This window comes from Synechococcus sp. 8F6, assembly GCF_002252665.1.
Taxonomy (GTDB): Bacteria; Cyanobacteriota; Cyanobacteriia; order PCC-6307; family Cyanobiaceae; genus Cyanobium_A.
Genome location: NZ_NQKZ01000011.1, coordinates 24,097 through 40,102, shown reverse-complemented (window position 1 = coordinate 40,102; position 16,006 = coordinate 24,097). Strand labels below are relative to the sequence as shown.

16 protein-coding genes and 2 tRNA genes are annotated in these 16,006 nt (G+C 67.9%); 8 read left to right on the top strand and 10 right to left on the bottom strand.

Annotation, left to right across the window (positions count from 1 at the left end):
- Positions 1-146: 146 nt before the first annotated feature.
- The gene (locus CJZ78_RS09430) at positions 147-662 is read left to right on the top strand and encodes a DUF308 domain-containing protein (protein WP_094561077.1); all 516 of its coding nucleotides are present in this window, start codon (positions 147-149) and stop codon (positions 660-662) included.
- On the opposite strand, the gene ggt is transcribed toward CJZ78_RS09430, so the two are convergent.
- Genes ggt through CJZ78_RS09415 form a run of 3 tightly spaced genes read right to left on the bottom strand, consistent with a single transcriptional unit; the run spans position 634 to position 6,788 of the window.
- On the bottom strand, positions 634-2,448 hold the full coding sequence (gene ggt / locus CJZ78_RS09425; RefSeq protein WP_094561000.1) for a gamma-glutamyltransferase: 1,815 nt from the start codon (positions 2,446-2,448) through the stop codon (positions 634-636). The genes CJZ78_RS09430 and ggt overlap by 29 nt on opposite strands.
- Complete coding sequence (locus tag CJZ78_RS09420; RefSeq protein WP_094560998.1) at positions 2,445-6,296, bottom strand: hydantoinase B/oxoprolinase family protein; 3,852 nt, start codon at positions 6,294-6,296, stop codon at positions 2,445-2,447. Before CJZ78_RS09420 ends, ggt begins: the two co-directional genes overlap by 4 nt.
- On the bottom strand, positions 6,297-6,788 hold the full coding sequence (locus CJZ78_RS09415; RefSeq protein ID WP_094560996.1) for a YajQ family cyclic di-GMP-binding protein: 492 nt from the start codon (positions 6,786-6,788) through the stop codon (positions 6,297-6,299).
- 84 nt (positions 6,789-6,872) lie between these two features.
- Between CJZ78_RS09415 and CJZ78_RS09410 the strand changes: the two genes are divergently transcribed.
- Positions 6,873-7,292 carry an MAPEG family protein gene (locus tag CJZ78_RS09410; protein WP_094560994.1) on the top strand — a complete coding sequence of 140 codons (420 nt, stop codon included), beginning with the start codon at positions 6,873-6,875 and terminating at the stop codon, positions 7,290-7,292.
- Between the two features lie 10 nt (positions 7,293-7,302).
- Here the strand turns inward: CJZ78_RS09410 and CJZ78_RS09405 are convergent, their stop codons facing one another.
- Genes CJZ78_RS09405 through ebsA form a run of 3 tightly spaced genes read right to left on the bottom strand, consistent with a single transcriptional unit; the run spans position 7,303 to position 9,376 of the window.
- Positions 7,303-7,815 (bottom strand): DNA recombination-mediator protein A, encoded by a 513-nt coding sequence (locus CJZ78_RS09405; RefSeq protein WP_094560992.1) that lies wholly within the window; start codon positions 7,813-7,815, stop codon positions 7,303-7,305.
- 36 nt (positions 7,816-7,851) lie between these two features.
- Positions 7,852-8,949: a phosphotransacetylase family protein gene (locus CJZ78_RS09400; protein ID WP_094560990.1), complete on the bottom strand. Its 1,098-nt coding sequence runs from the start codon at positions 8,947-8,949 to the stop codon at positions 7,852-7,854.
- 37 nt (positions 8,950-8,986) lie between these two features.
- On the bottom strand, positions 8,987-9,376 hold the full coding sequence (ebsA, locus tag CJZ78_RS09395) for a type IV pilus biogenesis protein EbsA (RefSeq protein ID WP_094561075.1): 390 nt from the start codon (positions 9,374-9,376) through the stop codon (positions 8,987-8,989).
- A gap of 67 nt (positions 9,377-9,443) precedes the next feature.
- On the opposite strand from ebsA, the gene CJZ78_RS09390 reads away from it, so the two are divergent.
- Positions 9,444-10,175, top strand: a complete 732-nt coding sequence (locus tag CJZ78_RS09390) for an NAD-dependent epimerase/dehydratase family protein (protein ID WP_094560988.1) — start codon at positions 9,444-9,446, stop codon at positions 10,173-10,175.
- Positions 10,176-10,183: 8 nt separating this feature from the next.
- On the opposite strand, the gene map is transcribed toward CJZ78_RS09390, so the two are convergent.
- Complete coding sequence (gene map, locus CJZ78_RS09385) at positions 10,184-11,038, bottom strand: type I methionyl aminopeptidase (protein WP_094560986.1); 855 nt, start codon at positions 11,036-11,038, stop codon at positions 10,184-10,186.
- 146 nt (positions 11,039-11,184) lie between these two features.
- Here map and rplS point away from each other — a divergent pair, with 146 nt between their 5' ends.
- The 5 genes from rplS to gltX all read left to right on the top strand — a co-directional run bounded on the left by rplS (position 11,185) and on the right by gltX (position 13,846).
- Entirely contained in the window at positions 11,185-11,694 is a 510-nt protein-coding gene (gene rplS, locus CJZ78_RS09380) for a 50S ribosomal protein L19 (RefSeq protein WP_094560984.1), read from the top strand.
- A 92-nt stretch (positions 11,695-11,786) separates the two neighbouring features.
- Positions 11,787-11,859, top strand: a tRNA-Trp gene (locus tag CJZ78_RS09375).
- Between the two features lie 36 nt (positions 11,860-11,895).
- On the top strand, positions 11,896-12,084 hold the full coding sequence (locus CJZ78_RS09370; RefSeq protein WP_006043540.1) for a hyperconserved protein Hcp: 189 nt from the start codon (positions 11,896-11,898) through the stop codon (positions 12,082-12,084).
- A gap of 162 nt (positions 12,085-12,246) precedes the next feature.
- Positions 12,247-12,320 (top strand) — tRNA-Asp (locus CJZ78_RS09365).
- A 68-nt stretch (positions 12,321-12,388) separates the two neighbouring features.
- Positions 12,389-13,846 (top strand): glutamate--tRNA ligase, encoded by a 1,458-nt coding sequence (gltX, locus tag CJZ78_RS09360; protein WP_094560982.1) that lies wholly within the window; start codon positions 12,389-12,391, stop codon positions 13,844-13,846.
- Here gltX and CJZ78_RS09355 read toward each other — a convergent pair.
- The 3 genes from CJZ78_RS09355 to CJZ78_RS09345 are packed head-to-tail and all read right to left on the bottom strand — an operon-like array spanning position 13,778 to position 15,866.
- The gene (locus CJZ78_RS09355; RefSeq protein ID WP_094560980.1) at positions 13,778-15,028 is read right to left on the bottom strand and encodes a sodium:proton antiporter; all 1,251 of its coding nucleotides are present in this window, start codon (positions 15,026-15,028) and stop codon (positions 13,778-13,780) included. The two genes, gltX and CJZ78_RS09355, sit on opposite strands and share 69 nt — an antisense overlap.
- Positions 15,025-15,267, bottom strand: coding sequence for a hypothetical protein (locus tag CJZ78_RS09350; protein WP_094560978.1), 243 nt, complete (start codon positions 15,265-15,267; stop codon positions 15,025-15,027). The genes CJZ78_RS09355 and CJZ78_RS09350 overlap by 4 nt, the downstream gene beginning before the upstream one ends.
- Positions 15,225-15,866: a DUF1643 domain-containing protein gene (locus CJZ78_RS09345; RefSeq protein ID WP_094560976.1), complete on the bottom strand. Its 642-nt coding sequence runs from the start codon at positions 15,864-15,866 to the stop codon at positions 15,225-15,227. Before CJZ78_RS09345 ends, CJZ78_RS09350 begins: the two co-directional genes overlap by 43 nt.
- Positions 15,867-16,006 lie beyond the last annotated feature (140 nt).

Genomic DNA, 16,006 nt, shown 5'->3' with positions numbered 1-16,006 from the left:
CACACTGCAGCGAACTCACCAACAGGCCAGCAAGCTGTGATGGTTTGCTACACGGCGGTAATGGTTTGCTGACAGCGACACTTAATCAAGCTGCAATTCCTGCCAAGCGGGCGATTTAGGGTGGCTGCTCTTCTGTGTTTTCTCCGGTGACGGTTCCCGCTTCCCCCACCCTGCGCTGGGTGACCGCCGCCCTGCTGTTTGCCGCAGCCGGGCTGTCGATCGTGCTGCCCTTCGTCTCGGCCACCCTGCTCACCATTGCCGTGGGGGGGGTGTCGGTGGTCGCGGGGGTGTCCCAGCTGCTACGCCTCACCGGCGAGGGCGACACCAAGGGCAAAATCTTCCGCCTGCTCTCCGGCCTGCTCTACCTGGGCGGCGGCGTTTGGGTGCTCGCCTTCCCGATCGCCAGTGAAGTAAGCCTCACGTTGTTTGTGGGCTTCCTGCTCGCCTTTGAGGGGGTGATGGAACTGGCCGCCGCGGCCACCGGCCAGGGCCCTGCCCGCGCGCTGGTGCTGCTCGACGGCATCGTCACCGCCGTGCTCGGCGGCATGCTGATCGCCGAGTGGCCCTCCGACAGCATCTGGGCCATCGGCATGTTGTTCGGCATCGGCCTGGGGTTCTCCGCCATCAACCTGATCACGGCTCCAACTCAGCCGGCCAGCTGAGTTGCAGGTCGCCAACGGCCGCCGCATCGAGGCGCCTGGGGTCGGCGACCCCCAGGCTGCCCCCCTCGCGCAGCACCTCAACGCTGTTGGCTGAACCCATCGCCGCCGTGATCACAAGCCGGTGGCCCATCGCCTCCAGCTTGGCGGTGGTGTCGGGGCTGAGGCCCTGTTCCACGCTGATCTGGTCGGGCCAGAGCTGGGAGTGAATGCGGGGGCTGGCCACGGCTGAGGCCAGGTTCAGCCCATGCACCATGCGGTTGAGCAGCACCTGCAACACCGTAGTGATGATGCGGCTGCCTCCAGGACTGCCGGTGGCCAGCCAGGGCCTGCCATCGGCACGAAACACCAGGGTAGGCGTCATCGAGCTGAGCGGCCGCTTGCCCGGGGCAATGGCATTGGCGGCTCCCTGCACCAGGCCATAGGCATTGGCCACACCGGGTTTTGCGGTGAAGTCGTCCATCTCGTTGTTGAGCAGGAAGCCGGCACCAGGAACGCTGATGCCGCTGCCGTAGGCGAAGTTGAGCGTGGTGGTGAGGGCCACCAGCCCCCCCTGGCGATCGGCCACCGACAGATGGGTGGTGTTGGTGCCGCCGGAGCTAGGGCCCTCCGCAGCCAATTCGGCCGCTGGACGGTGGCGGTCGCTGCGGATGCGGGTGCGCTGGCTGTTGGCATAGGCTGGACTGAGCAGGCGCTCCAGGGGCATGGCCACCTGGTCGGGGTCGCCGAGCCAGTGGTTGCGGTCGCGGTAGGCGAGGTTCATCGCCTCGACCATCCGGTGCAGGCTGGCGGCACTGTTTAGGCCCAGCTGGGCTAGGGGCATGGGCTCCAACACCTGGAGCAGCTGCACCAGGGTGACCCCACCACCACTGGGAGGCGGCATGGTGAGCACCGGATGGCCCTGGAACCGCACCTGCAAGGGGCGCACCAGCTGAGCCTGGTAGCCGTCGAGATCTGCATGGCGAATCAGCCCGCCCCGTTGGTGCATCAATGCCACCAGGGCCTCGGCGATGGGGCCCTGGTAGAAGCCGCGCTCACCCTGGGCCGCGAGGCGTTGCAGGCTGGTGGCGAGCAGAGGCTGGCGCCAGCGGTCGCTGGGGCGCAGCGGGCGCGCCAGGAACAGCGCGTTGGAGGTGGGGTCGGCGCGGAGCAACGGCGCAGCCTGCTGCAGGGAATCGGCTAGCTCCTTGCCCACCGGGAAGCCGCGGCTGGCCAGCCGGATGGCCGGCGCCAGCACCGCAGCCCGGGGCAGCCGGCCGTAACAACGGTGCGTCAGCAGCAGCCCGGCGGGGGTTCCCGGCACGGCCACGCTCAAGGGGCTGCGGGTGGCCCGCGCACGGTCCACCTCACCATCGGCGCCGAGAAACATCCCAGCCGTGGCGGCCAAAGGGGCGGTTTCGCGGAAGTTCACCGCCACGGCCGTGCCGCGGCCCAGGCGCAGCTCAGGGCTGGCCCCAGCCCGCGCTCCAGGGAGTGCCAGACAACCACGGGATGCCGCCGGCGACGGACCCGGCAGCCACAGCACCAGAAAGCCGCCGCCGCCCAGATTGCCGGCCTGGGGCAGGGTGACCGCCAGGGCGAAGGCCGTGGCCACCGCCGCATCCACCGCGTTGCCGCCACGGGCCAGAATTTCAGCCCCGGCCTGGGAGGCCCACTGCTCCTGGCTGGCCACCATGCCGCCCGGTGACCACTGGGGATGGAAGCGCTGGCTGCGCTCCTGCAGGATCTCGGCCTGGGCCGGGGAGGCCAGCACCGCCGTGATCGCCAGCGCCAGAATGCGAACGCTCATGGTTGCTCCGGCGCGCCGTAACCACCACCGCCCGGCGTCTCGATGCGCAACGCCTCCCCGGGCTCGAGCGTCTGCTCAAAGCAGCCCTCCAGCTGCCGGCTGGAGCCATCGGACCCGATCCAGCTGTTGCGGCCGCAGGCCCCCGCCTCGCCGCCGGCCAAACCCGCCGGCGGAACGCGGCGCGAGCCGGAAATCATGGAAACGTCCATTGGCGCGAGGAAGCGCAGCTGGCGCACCACCCCATCGCCACCGCGGAACAGGCCAGCCCCACCGGAGCCGGCGCGGATCGCAAAGCGCTCAACCCGCACCGGAAAGCGACTTTCCAGGATTTCCGGATCGGTGAGCCGGGAATTGGTCATGTGGCTCTGCACGGCTGAAGCACCCGCATAGCCAACGCCTCCTGGATGCCGGCCGGCACCGGTGCCACCGCAGATCGTTTCGTAGTACTGAAGCTGGGCATTGCCGAAGCTCAGGTTGTTCATCGTGCCCTGGGCCGCCGCCTGGATGCCCAGGGCGGCAAACAGGGCATTGGTCGCCGCCTGGGAGATCTCCACATTGCCGGCCACCACCGCCGCCGGGGAACGGGGATTCAGCAGGGTTCCCTCTGGAACAACCAGCTCGATGGGCTCGAAGCAACCGGCATTGAGCGGGATCGACTCGCCCACCAAACAGCGAAGCACGTAGAGCACCACCGCCTTGGTGACAGCCAGGGGGGCATTGAGATTGCCGCTGTGCTGGGGCGAACTGCCGCTGAAGTCGACCCGGGCGCGCCCGGCCTGGGCATCGATGGACACGGCCACCTGGATGTGGGCGCCATGGTCGAGCTCCACCCGGGCCTGGCCGCTGCGGAGCCGCGCCATGGCCTGGCCCACTGCCGCGGCCCCATGGGCCTGCACATGGGCCATGTAGGCCTGCACCTCCTGCAGGCCATGGCGATCGATCAGGCGCCCCAGCCCATCTACCCCCAGGCGATTCGCGGCCACCTGGGCCTGGAGATCGGCGAGCAATTGGTCGGGGTTGCGCACCGGATGGCTACCGGCAGCGAGCCGTTGCCGCCACGACGCCTCATCGAAGCTGCCATGGCTGAAGAACGGCACGTTGTCGAGCAGCAGTCCCTCATCTGCGATCGTGCGGCTGAAGGCGGGCATCGAGCCGGGGGTGATGCCCCCGACATCGGCATGGTGGCCCCGCGAGGCCACAAAAAACGCGGGCACCTGGGCCCCAGGTAGCGATCCTGGCGCGAACACGGGTGTGATGGCCGTGATGTCCGGCAGATGGGTGCCGCCGTTGTAGGGGTTGTTGGAGAGCACCACATCCCCAGGCGCCAAGGGAGGGCGATCACCCCGCGCGATCGCTTTGAGCAGGCTGACCACGCTGTCTCCCATGGAGCCCAGATGCACCGGAATATGGGGGGCATTGGCCACCAGCAACCCGGCGGCGTCAAACAGAGCGCAGGAGAAGTCGAGCCGCTCGCGGATGTTCACCGAGCGGGCGCTCTGCTGCAGGCGGCCGCCCATCTGCTCGGCGATGGCCGAAAAGCGGTGGTTGTAGAGCTCCAGAACAGTGGGGTCGGCAGGCGCGGCGGGGCTCGAAACCGGATGTTCAACAGGTTGTGCAACAGAACTCGCAACGGAACCGCCAACAGAACTCTCAGCGGAAACCGGGTGTGCCAGCGACTGCCGCTCCAGCAGCAGCGCCCCGTCGGGCAGCACCAACGCCTGCCAGCCGGGCTCCAGCACGGTGGTGGTGGTTTGATCAACCACCAGGGCCGGGCCCTGGAGATGCATCTGGGGCCGCAAGTGGTCGCGCTGCCAGAGGGGCACCCTCTGCCAGCCGAGCTGCTCACCCAGCCAAAGGCGTGTGCTGGCGGCGGCCGGCGCGCCCTTCCCAGTCGCAGTCCCAGCCCCATCCCCCCCTGCTGCCCAACCGGACTCCGTCCCGTCAGCGGGTAGCTCCTGACCGGGCAGCTCCTGACCGGAGGAGGTGATGTCGACCAGCAACCGCTCCACAATCCAGTCATCGCCAACCGGGAAGTAGCCGTAGCGCTGCTGATGACTCGCGGCAAAGGCCTGCCGCAGCGCAGCCAACACGGCCACATCGGGGACCACATCGGCGGCAGCATCAGGGGCGGAATCCTGGGGCGACCAGGGCACCTCCAACCCCCGCTCACTGCCGGGCGCCCGCAGCTCCAGCCGCACCCGGATCTGAGGGGAGGCGTCACCCAGATCTCCCACCTGCCGCAAGTCCTCCACGCCCCGGCACACCAGGGCTGCGCAGTGCTGGCGCAACACGGGCAACGAGGCAGGCGCCAGCGGCAGCCTTGGCGAGCACTCCAGCAACAGCGACTGCTCGGCCATGCCGAGCCCATAGGCGGACAACACACCCGCCAGGGGATGGAGCAGCACCCGCGATAGGCCCAGCACCTCGGCCAGACGGCAGGCGTGCTGCCCGCCGGCGCCGCCGTAGCTCACCAGCAACGCCTCGCGCAGGTCGTGGCCGCGCTGGATTGAAATGCGGCGCAGGGCCCCGGCCATCGTCTCGATGGCGATCTGCAGCACCCCCTCGGCCACCCGCTCGGGTGTGATGCCTGGCGCCACCGCCGCCATCACGGCCGCCAGCTCGGCAAAGGCCTGCTCCACGGCCTGCCCATCGGCGGTTTGGTCGGCGCTGGGACCGAACAGCGCCGGCAGGGCTGCGATGGGCAGCCGGCCCAGCAGCAGGTTGGCATCGGTGATCGTGGGCGGGCCGCCGCGGCGGTAGGCCGCTGGCCCCGGATCGGCACCAGCCGACTCCGGCCCCACCCGCAGCCGCAGGCCATCGAAACGCAGGATCGAGCCACCACCGGCGGCCACGGTGTGGATGGGCAGCATCGGCGCCTGCAGCTGCAGGCCAACGATCTCGGTGGCGGGGCTGCGCTCCCAGGCGAGATCGCCTCGCCGGTCATCGAAATGGAAGACATCGGTGGAGGTGCCACCCATGTCGAAGCCGACGATCGGCTGGGGCCGCAAGCCGGCAGCCTCCAGGGCCCGACGGCCCACCGCCACGGCCCCCACCATGCCCCCGGCAGGCCCCGAGAGGATCGTGTCCTTGGCGAGCAGCACCTCCGGAGCTGCCAGGGCACCACTGGAGCGCATCACCCGCAGCCGGGTATCCGGCCCGAGGGCCTGCCCCACTTGGCCCAGATAGTGCCGCAGCACCGGTGCCACCGCGGCCTCCACCACGGCGGTCTGGCCGCGGGGCACGAGCCGGGGCTGGCCGCTGAGCTGGTGGGAGAGCACCACGGCCTCAAAGCCCAGGGGCTGCAGCCAGGCACCCAGCTGCAGCTCCTGGCAGGGATTGCGGGTGCTGTGCAGCAGGGCCACGGCGCAGCTGGTGTAGCCGTCGGCCTGGGCGGCCCGCAACTGCTGGCGCAACCCCTCGGGCAGCGATAGGGGCTCGAGCTCTGCACCATCGGCCGCCAGCCGCCCATCCACCTCCAGCACCCACAGGCGCAAAGGCTGGGGCCGCTCGATCGCCAGGGCAAAGATGTCCGGGCGGTGCTGGTCGCCAATGGTGAGCAGATCGGCAAAGCCCCGGTTGATCAGCAGCACCACCCCGGCCCCGCGCCGCTCCAGCAAGGCATTGGTGGCCACGGTGGTGCCGAGCCGCACCTCCTGCACCAACCCCGCTGGCAGCGCGCCGCCGGAGGGCCGGCCCAGCACCGCCCCGATGGCACGCACGGCCGGATCGCCCGGGCAATCAGGCTGCACCGACAGCACCTTGCGCACCACCAGCTCACCGGCAGGACTCCGCCCCACCACATCGGTGAAGGTGCCGCCGCGATCAATCCAGAACCGCCAGCCCGCCACTCAGCGGTAGTTCTCGAACTGCAGCGGCACCTCCACGTCCTGGGCCTTGAGCAGGCTGATGGCCTGTTGCAGGTCGTCCTTGTTCTTGCCGGTGATCCGCAGGCTGTCGCCCTGGATCGAGACGGTCACCTTCTTGAGCTCATCACGGACGGTTTTGCTCAGGCTCTTGGCCAGCTCCTGGCTGAGGCCCTTACGCAGCTTCACCACCTGCTTCACCCGGTTGCCGCCGACGGGCTCGGGGGTCTGGAAGTCAAAGATCTTCAGTGAGAGATTGCGCTTGGTGGCCTTCTGGCGCAGCACATCCTCCACGGCCTGGAGGGTCATGTCACTGGCGGTGGTGATGGTGAGGCTGGTCTCCTCCACCTCGATCTCGGTGTTGGAGTCCTTGAGGTCGTAGCGGGTGCCCACGTCGCGGCGCACCTGGTCGATCGTGTTGACGAGCTCCTGGCGATCGAAATCGCTCACCACATCAAAGGAATAGGTGTCGGCCATGGGGCTGGTCGGTCGGGCGGAAACGTGCGCGAATCGTAGGTGCGGCCTGCCAACCTGGATCCATCGTCCACGCTGCCTGCCGCCATGAGTGCCTCCCTCGCCCCCTTTGCCTGGTCGCTGCTGCTGGCCGCCGGTGTGGTGGTGTTCAGCACCGTGCCCCTCGGGGCCGCCCGCTCCCAGGCGAATTTCCAGATGGCCGACCTGGCCGCCCCGAGGGCGATGTTTGAGCGGCTGCCGGCCTGGGGGAAGCGCGCCGCCTGGGCGCACCAAAACTGCTTTGAGGCCTTCACCCTGCATGCTCCAGCAGCCCTGCTGTGCTTGCTGGCCGGCGTCAGCAGCCCGGTGGCCCTGATCGCCGCCTGGCTGCACCCCGCCCTGCGCCTGGCCTACATCGGCGTCTACGTGGGCAACGTGCCTGCGGTGCGCGGCCTGTGCTGGGCTGGCGGCCTGGTGTGCTCCGGGGTGCTCTACGTGGAAGGACTGAGGGCAGTGCTGGGCGCCTAGCAACCAGGCCTCAGTCGAAGAACATCACGCTGACCACCTTGCCCATGTCCTCGGCCACGCGGCAGCTGGCCAGCAGGGTTTCGCTGTCGTGGAAGGCGTAGCAGATCAACTGGTCGCAGCGGCTGATGATGTCCTGGTTGCAGAGGCTGCTGGCCATTGGCAGGGGCAGATCGTCGTGCTCGGGCTTCTCCACCAGGTGCAGCACCCGCTCGAGCTGGTCGCGCGATTCACCCGGCTGACGATCGAGGCTCTGGGGCAGCAACACGGTGAGCCGGGCCGGATCGATCTCCAGCACGCTGCGGATCACGGCCGCATTGACCCCCTGGGCGCCGGAGGTGATCAGATTGTGGCCTTCCTGGGCCAAGGAGCGGGCCACCAGTTCCACCAGGTGGATGGACACGACTGGAACGTGGCGACTGCCCAAAATGGCAATGCGCCGTTTGCTCCTGTCCTGGAGCATCGCCAGTTCCTGGGCAAGGGTGTCGATCCGATCGAGCGACGGAAGATCAAGGGACCGGGTCACCAGTAGCCCGCAGCCTGCGCTTTGAAACTAGCAGCGTTATTTCGCCATCGCGGGCAACTGCAATCGCCTGAACAGCGGTTCGAAATTGCAATGCTCCTCCACCAGCCGGAAGGCGAAGCTGGCCTTGACCGCTTCATGCAGGCGCACGTGACCAAAGGCCTGCTCAATCACCTCAACGGTGGTGAGGGTGTCGTGCTCGACCTTGAGCAGGGGCACGTCCAGTTCCTCGGCCCGGTTGAGCAGCTGGGGCAGGGGTTCACCGGCCCCGGTAAGGATCAGGCACTGGGTGGAGGCCTCCAGAGCCGCCAGCTGGATGTCAGTGCGATCAGCCCCGGTCACCACGGCCATGTTGCGGCGACGGCGGAAAAACTCCATCGCCGAGTTCACGTTCATGGCACCGATCGACAGGGTTTCCACCAACAGATCGAGCCGTTCCGGACAACAGAGCACCTGGGCCCCGAGCCGCAGGGCCAGCTCCTCCACCGTGACGCTGCGCAGCAGTGGGCTCTGGGGCATCACCCCCAGCACGGGCAAGCCGAGCTGGGCAAGGGCCGGTATCAACTCGGTCCGCAGCTGGGGCACCAGCTCCGGTTTGACGGCGTTAAGCACCACCCCCGCCAGGCGCTCACCGAGCTGGGCCTGGGCGGCCAGCAGCGGATCGATGCTGCGGCTGTCCAACCATGGATGCACCAACACCACCGTGGCCTCGAGGCCCTCGGCCAGCTGGGGCAAGCTGAGGCCATAGAGCAGGCCCTCATGGAGGCTGCCGGCAGCTTCCAGCAGGGTCAAACCATCGGGGGTCTCGGCCAGCTGCTGGCGCAAGAGGGCGAAGCCTGGGCCGGGCTCCAGATCGCCCTGCACCAAGCGCTGCTGGGCCGTCGCCCCATCCAGCACATGCAAGGAGGGGATCAGATGGGCTTCCGGTAGCCCCAGGGTGGCGCCGATGAAGCGCACATCCGCATCCAACAGGGGCGACTGGCCCGATTCGGTGGACGCCTCATCAAGACTGGTGGCGAGGGGTTTGCCAAACCGCACAGGAATGCCCTGACGGCTGAGTTGGCGAGCCAGGCCCAACACCACGGCGGATTTGCCGCTGAAGGCTTCGCAGGACCCGATCAGCAAGGTGGGGGCCATCGGTCAACCTCGCTGGGGCATGTCTTGACCGTGAAATTTAGGCGGCGCTGCCCACCGGTTCGGTGGCGATGGGAGGCTGCCCCAGCAGCAACCAATGCCAGAAGCTCGACGGCAGCTCATCCCCTTGCCGCTCCATCAACCACTGCACCAGCTGGTGGCAGGGCAGATCAAAGGCGTAGGCCACCTGCGGCAGGGCAGGGAAGGTGAGGTCGCAGTGGAGCACTTCAAGGGGCGCCGTTTCGCCACTCCAACGCAGCTGCAGGGCGTGGCTGCGGCCGCCCTGCAGCAACCGCCGGCCGGCCCACTCGCCCACCAGCAGGCTGGCCAGCGCCTCCTCCAACAACGCCTGATGCACCAAGCCCCCGCAGTAGGGAGCAAACAGAGGCACCAGGGGCACAACGGCTTCAGGGGGAGTGCCAGGAGCCATCCAGGCGGCCAGTCCGTCGGCGGAATTCCACCATGGTGATACCTCAGCCGCCGTTTGCACCAGGCCCATGTCCAGTTCTTATGCGTGCACCGTGGCCGTGACCGGCGCCAGCGGCAGCCTCGGACAGGCGTTGCTGCGCCGGTGGTCGCGCCAGGGCGCGCAGCTGGTGGCCCTCACCAGCAGCACCCGGCCCCTCGACCTGCGCGATGACGCCGGCGAAACCATCGCGCTCGAGCAGGTGTCATGGCAGATTGGCGAAGAGCAGGCCCTGCGACCGCTGCTGGAGCGGGTCGATGTGCTGGTGCTCAACCACGGTGTCAACCAGCAACAGGCCCGCAGCCGCGAAACCACAGAGCTGGCCCTGGAGGTCAACGCCCTCAGCAGCTGGCGGCTGCTGGAGCTGTTTGCCGAGGTGGTGCAGCAGCGGCCCAGCAACGGCCGCCCCCGGGCGGAGGTGTGGATCAACACCTCCGAAGCGGAGATCCAACCAGCCTTCAGCCCGCTCTACGAGCTGAGCAAACGGCTGCTGGGCACACTTGTGAGCCTGCGGGCCCTGGATCTGGCCGGAGCCGAAGGGCCCCTGCGGATCCGCCGGCTGGTGCTGGGACCATTCCGCTCCGCCCTCAACCCGATCGGGGTGATGGGGGCTGATTTCGTGGCCTCCCAGGTGCTGGCCCAGGCCCGCCTGGGCTTCAACCTGATCATCGTCACCCCCAACCCCCTCACCTACGTGCTGATGCCGCTCACCAGCCTGGGCCGCTGGGCCTACTTCAAGGCATTAACGCGCCCCAGCCGCTGAGCTGGAGCTTAGAACTCGCGGTCGGTGAGGATTTCGCAGCCATCACTGGTGACAGCGATGGTGTGTTCCCACTGGGCCGACCAGCTGCCATCCACGGTCACCACGGTCCAGCGGTCCTTGAGGGTGCGGCAGGCCTTGCTGCCGGCATTGAGGATCGGCTCCACTGCCAGAGTCATGCCCGGGCGCAGCTTCATGTTGGGCATGTCCCGGGTGCGGAAGTTGAACACCGAGGGCTCCTCGTGCAGGTTGCGGCCGACGCCGTGGCCGGTGTAGTCCTCGACCACCGCGAAGCCATGGGCTTCCACGTGGTCTTGCACGGCACCAGCGATGTCCAGCAGGGTGTTGCCGGCCTTGATCTGGGCCAGTCCCTTCATCAACGATTCCTGGGCCACCCGGCAGAGGGTCTGGGCCTCCTCGGTGGCGCCCTCCCCCACGCAGAGGCTGACGCAGCTGTCGCCGTGGTAGCCGTCGAAGTAGGCGCCGGTGTCGATCTTGACCAGATCGCCGGCCTGGATCACGCGCTTGCTGTTGGGGATGCCATGCACCACCTCGTTGTTGATCGAGGCGCAGATGCTGGCGGGGAAACCGTGATACCCCTTGAAGCTAGGGGTGGCACCCATCTCGCGGATGCGCTTCTCGGCGTGGCGGTCGAGGTCGCCGGTGGTCATGCCGGGGGCCGCCATCTCCAGGATTTCGCGCAGCACCGTGGCCACGATGCGGCTGGCCTGGCGCATCGTGTCGATTTCGCGGGCCGATTTGATCTCAACCCCGCGGCGACCTTTCTGAATGCGGGGGCCGGTCTCAACCACTGCGCTGCCGGCAGACCCCTTGGTGCTGGCCAGCAGATCGGCAAACAGATTCATGCTGGGAGACGCCGGCAGCGATGGAAAAGGCTCACCTTCAAGCTACCAATGGGACCGGATTGTTGCGGGCTCAGGCATGGCGTTTGAGGGAAGAGCGACACCTCAGCCGGTACACTGTCGGTTTGGCAAGGCGTCGCGGAGCTGAGATGGCAACGGAGTCGACAGACAATCAAGCCGTAAACCCGGCAGAGCAGGGTTCTGAGGAGGCCAGCGCCACCGAGACCAAGACGGCAGAAGCGAGCGCGGCCACCGCTGTGCAGGCCAAGCCCGCCACGTCCGTGAAGGCCACCACCGGCAAGCTCAGCGCCCAGGACCTGATCCGCGCCTTTGAGGCCGAACAGCTCAAGGACGAACTCCCCGAGATCTACGTCGGTGACACCGTCAAGGTGGGTGTGCGAATTCGCGAGGGCAACAAGGAGCGCGTGCAGCCCTACGAAGGGGTGGTGATCGCCAAGCGCCACGGCGGTCTCAATGAGACCATCACCGTGCGCCGCATCTTCCAGGGCATCGGTGTGGAGCGGGTCTTCATGCTGCACAGCCCCCAGGTTGCTTCCGTGAAAGTGGAGCGCCGCGGTAAGGTGCGTCGGGCGAAGCTCTTCTATCTGCGCGATCGGGTGGGTAAAGCCACACGGGTCAAGCAACGCTTCGACCGCTGAGGTTGCCAACATGTTTCCTCACTGTCTGACGAGCATTCTTCAGACAGGGTGGTTTAACAAAAGCGGCCTCATGTTTACGGGGCATCGGCCTTGCGCCGTTAGTTCAGTTGGTAGAACGCAGGTCTCCAAAACCTGATGTCGGGGGTTCAAGTCCTCCACGGCGCGTTCGATGTCCCATTTTGCAGTTTCCAGGTTTCGAGCATGGAGTTGGATCTACAACCCGGAGATGTGGTCAAGGTGCTCGAATCAGCCGCTCTGGGGTGGGTTCGGGCGCGGGTGATCCGGGTGAAATCCGGTGGCCGTGTGGTCGTTCAGAGCGATCAAGGTCGTGAATTCACGGCACGGGGAAATCAGGTGCGCCTGATTGAGCCTGCGGGCTTTCGCCCCTGATCAGCCCTAAGGCTGCGCAATGCCCATTCGGGATGCCGGTCTGATTTGCATTCGCTGGTCTTTTGCCCAGTTGGTTGACGATCGGACCGGCGATCACGGATACTTTTCAAGTCGCTCAAGGGTCAAACCCCGAGCACGACACAGAACGCCGAAAGGCTGACTGGGACTGTAGTTCAACCGGTTAGAGCACCGCCCTGTCACGGCGGAAGTTGCGGGTTCGAATCCCGTCAGTCCCGTTTCCCCTGAATTAGGAGTTGTCCCTGTGGGTGCTGCGCAGTCCGTGGCAGGGCAAGCTTCTCGTCCAGTGCGTGTGCGACTGGCCCCGAGCCCCACGGGAACCCTGCATATCGGCACCGCCCGCACGGCGGTGTTCAACTGGTTGTTTGCCCGGCGCCAGGGCGGGCAGTTTCTGTTGCGCATTGAGGACACCGATAAAGAGCGCAGCAAGGCTGAATACACCACCAACATCCTCGACGGGCTCCAGTGGCTGGGGCTCCAGTGGGACGGCGATCCAGTGATCCAGAGCGCCCGCATCGCCGAGCACCGGGCCGCGATCCAGCAGCTGCTCGATTCCGGCCAGGCCTACCGGTGCTTTGCCAGCGAAGCGGAGCTCACCGCCATGCGCGAGCAGCAGGCCGCCGAGAAAAAAGCCCCCCGCTACGACAACCGCCACCGCGATCTCACGCCCGAGCAGCAGCAAGCCTTCATCGCCGAGGGCCGCGAAGCCACCATCCGCTTCCGCATCGACGACGACGCCACCATCACCTGGACCGACCTGGTGCGCGGCCCGATGCGCTGGAGCGGCAGCGACCTAGGCGGTGACATGGTGATCGCCCGGCGCGCCCCCGCCGATCAGATCGGCGACCCCCTCTACAACCTGGTGGTGGTGGTGGACGACGCCGCCATGGCGATCAGCCACGTGATTCGCGGCGAAGACCACATCGCCAACACCGCCAAGCAGCTGCTGCTCTACGCAGCCCTCGGCGCCGAGCCTCCAGTGTTTGCCCACACCCCGCTGATCCTCAACCAGGAGGGCAAGAAGCTCTCCAAGCGGGATGGCGTCACCTCGGTGAGCGAGTTTCGAGCCATGGGCTACACCGCCGAAGCCCTGGCCAACTACATGACCCTGCTGGGCTGGTCGCCGCCGGAGGGCATGGGCGAGCGCTTCACCCTGGCCGAGGCCGCGGCAATGTTCGACTTCGAGCGGGTCAACCGGGCCGGTGCGCGCTTCGACTGGGACAAGCTCAACTGGCTCAATGGCCAGGTGCTGCACGGCCTCGGCCCCGAGACCCTGCGGGAGCAGCTGGCCCCCCTGTGGGCTGAGCATGGCTGGGGCACGGAGCCCGGCCAGGTCAGCTCAGACCCCGCCTGGCAGATCGATCTCTGCAGCCTGATCGGCCCGTCCCTAAGCCTGCTCGCCGATGGGGTGGAGCAGGCGCGCCCCTTCTTCACCACCCCGGAGCTGCAGGAGGCCGCCGTGGCCCAGCTCGCCAGCGAGGGCGCCCGCCCAGCCCTCGCCGCGCTGCTGGAGCGGTTGCCCGAGCCCGCAACCAACGCAGCGCTGGACGGGGCGTTGGACGCTGAGCAGGCCCAGGCCCTGCTGGGCGAAGCCTGCGCCGCCGCCGGGGTGAAAAAAGGGGTGATCATGAAGAGCCTGCGGGCCGCCCTGCTCGGCAGCCTCCAGGGTCCCGACCTACTGGCCACCTGGCTGCTGCTGCACCGCAGCCGCGCCGACCGGCTCCGCATCAGCCGCTGCCTCTGAGAGCCCCAGCCTGCGGGCCAGGGGACCGGCGCTGAGGCCCTGCAGGCCCACGGTCAGCAGGATCGTCAGAAACACGAGCCCCTGCAGGCGGCCGGCCCCCACCACCCCAGCCTGCTCCAGGCGGATCGCAAACAGGCTGGCCACGGCAGCCGTGACGATGCCGCGGGGCGCCAACCAGGCCAGCAGGGCCCGCTGGGGCAGGCTGAAGTCGAGGCCCCAGGTGGCCAAGCCGATCGCCACTGGGCGCACCACCAGCATCAACACCAGCACGCAGGTCACGCCGCCCCAGCCCAGGGGGCTGAGCTCGGCCCAGCTCACATCAGCCGCCAGCAGGGGAAACAGCATCGTGATCGCCAACTGGGCCAGCTGGCGGATCAGCGCATCGAGCTCGGCGGCGTCGGTGTCAGGACGGCGACCCACCACCACCCCGGCCGCCACGGCCGCCGGCAAGCCCGATTCGGGCAGCAGCAGCTCACAGCCGCTGAACATCAGGAACAGGCTGCCTACCGTGAGCTGCAGCCGCAGGGCCCCGGCCGGCTGGGCAGGAATACGGCGCAGCACTTCAGCCAGCACCCAGCCGCACACGGCCCCGATCGCCACCCCACCGCCGAGCCGCTGCAGCAGCCCCTGAGCCAGCTCCCGCCAACCGTGCAAATCGCCCAGCGCCAGCTCCAGCAGCAGCAGGGCCAGCACAGCCCCAATCGGCTCCAGCACCAACCCCTCGCCGTCCAGCACCTCGCCCAGGGGCGGCGAGAGGCGGATCTGGCGCACCAGCGGATTCACCACCGTGGGCCCGGTGGCCAGCACGATGGCGCTGAACACCGCCGCCAACGACCAGTTGAGCCCGGCCAGCCAGTGGGCGGCCAGCAGGCCGGCGGCAAGGGCCAGCACCAGCCGCACCAGCACGATGCGCAGCACCGCCTGCCTGGTGCCATCGTCGGGCAAGCGCAGGTTGATGCCGCCGTCAAACAGCACCAGGCTCACCAGCAGGCCCACCACCGTGCCCAGGCCTGGACCCAGATCCAAGGGCTCCACCAAACCAAAGCCAGAGCGGCCAATCACCAGGCCGGCGCTGAGCAACAGGACCACCCCGGGCAAACCCGTGAGCCAGGCCAGAGCCTGGGCGATCGCCCCGGAAAAAACAGTGACGCCCCAGAGCAGACCCAGCCGCTCAGGTGTCATTCATCGAGGGCGTTGAACTTGGGCTCCACGTGGATGCCGATCACGCCGCTGGGTCGCACCACCAGGTATTCGCCCTCCAGATCACTGATCGGCACGTTCACGAAGGTGTCGGGCGATGAGGCCGTCAGCACACCGCCATACCACTGCTGGAAGGCCTCCAGGGTCTGGAAGTGGACGGTTTCGGTCTGGCCGCCGCTCATGTGCAGATGCACGGCGTAGCGGCGGGGGATGCGGGACATGGCGTCGCTGCCGGCGGCGGGGGGACGGAGAACTCGGGCATGCCCACAGGATGCCCCAGAGCCTCAGGGTTGTGCCATGCCAGGCGCTGCAGCGCAACATCGCCGGCCACATAGAGGGGATGACGGGGCTGGCCGGCGGCCGTGAGCCCCAGGGCCCCCAAACGGCGACCCACCAGCAACGCAAGCACCACCTGATCCCGCCCCCGCCAGGCCCCCTGGTTGCCCCAGCCCAGCCAAAAGGTGGCCTCAGGATTCGCCACCAGGCGCCGCCGGATCCAGTCATCGCTGGCGCCCCCCACCGGATCCGCAGCGAGGCGCAGCATCGCGGGCGACGGGCTGACGCGGGCAAACAGATTGAGCACCTCCAAAGCGCCGTAGCCCCAACAGCGGGCAAAGCCCAGCAGCCGCCGCAGGGTGGGATCGTCGCGCCGGCCGTCGGCCCGCGAAGGATTGAGGCCGATGAAGATCAGCCGCGGCGCCGCCGGCTCCCACACCCGCTCCAGCCACCAGCGGTACTGGCCGCAGGGGCTGAAGGTGGCGGTGCTGGTGCTGGCGGTGGTGCTGGCGGTGGCCGTCGCCGTGGTCGTGGTCGCCTGCATGGTCTCGGCGTCTCCTGTCAAAATTGTGACCACAAAAAGAACCACATTTGTGAGAGGCGTCGACAAGAGGATCCCGACAACAGGGCCAGGAGAACAGGGCCCGGACAGTCGACGACACGGCACACCCAGTGCAGATTGGG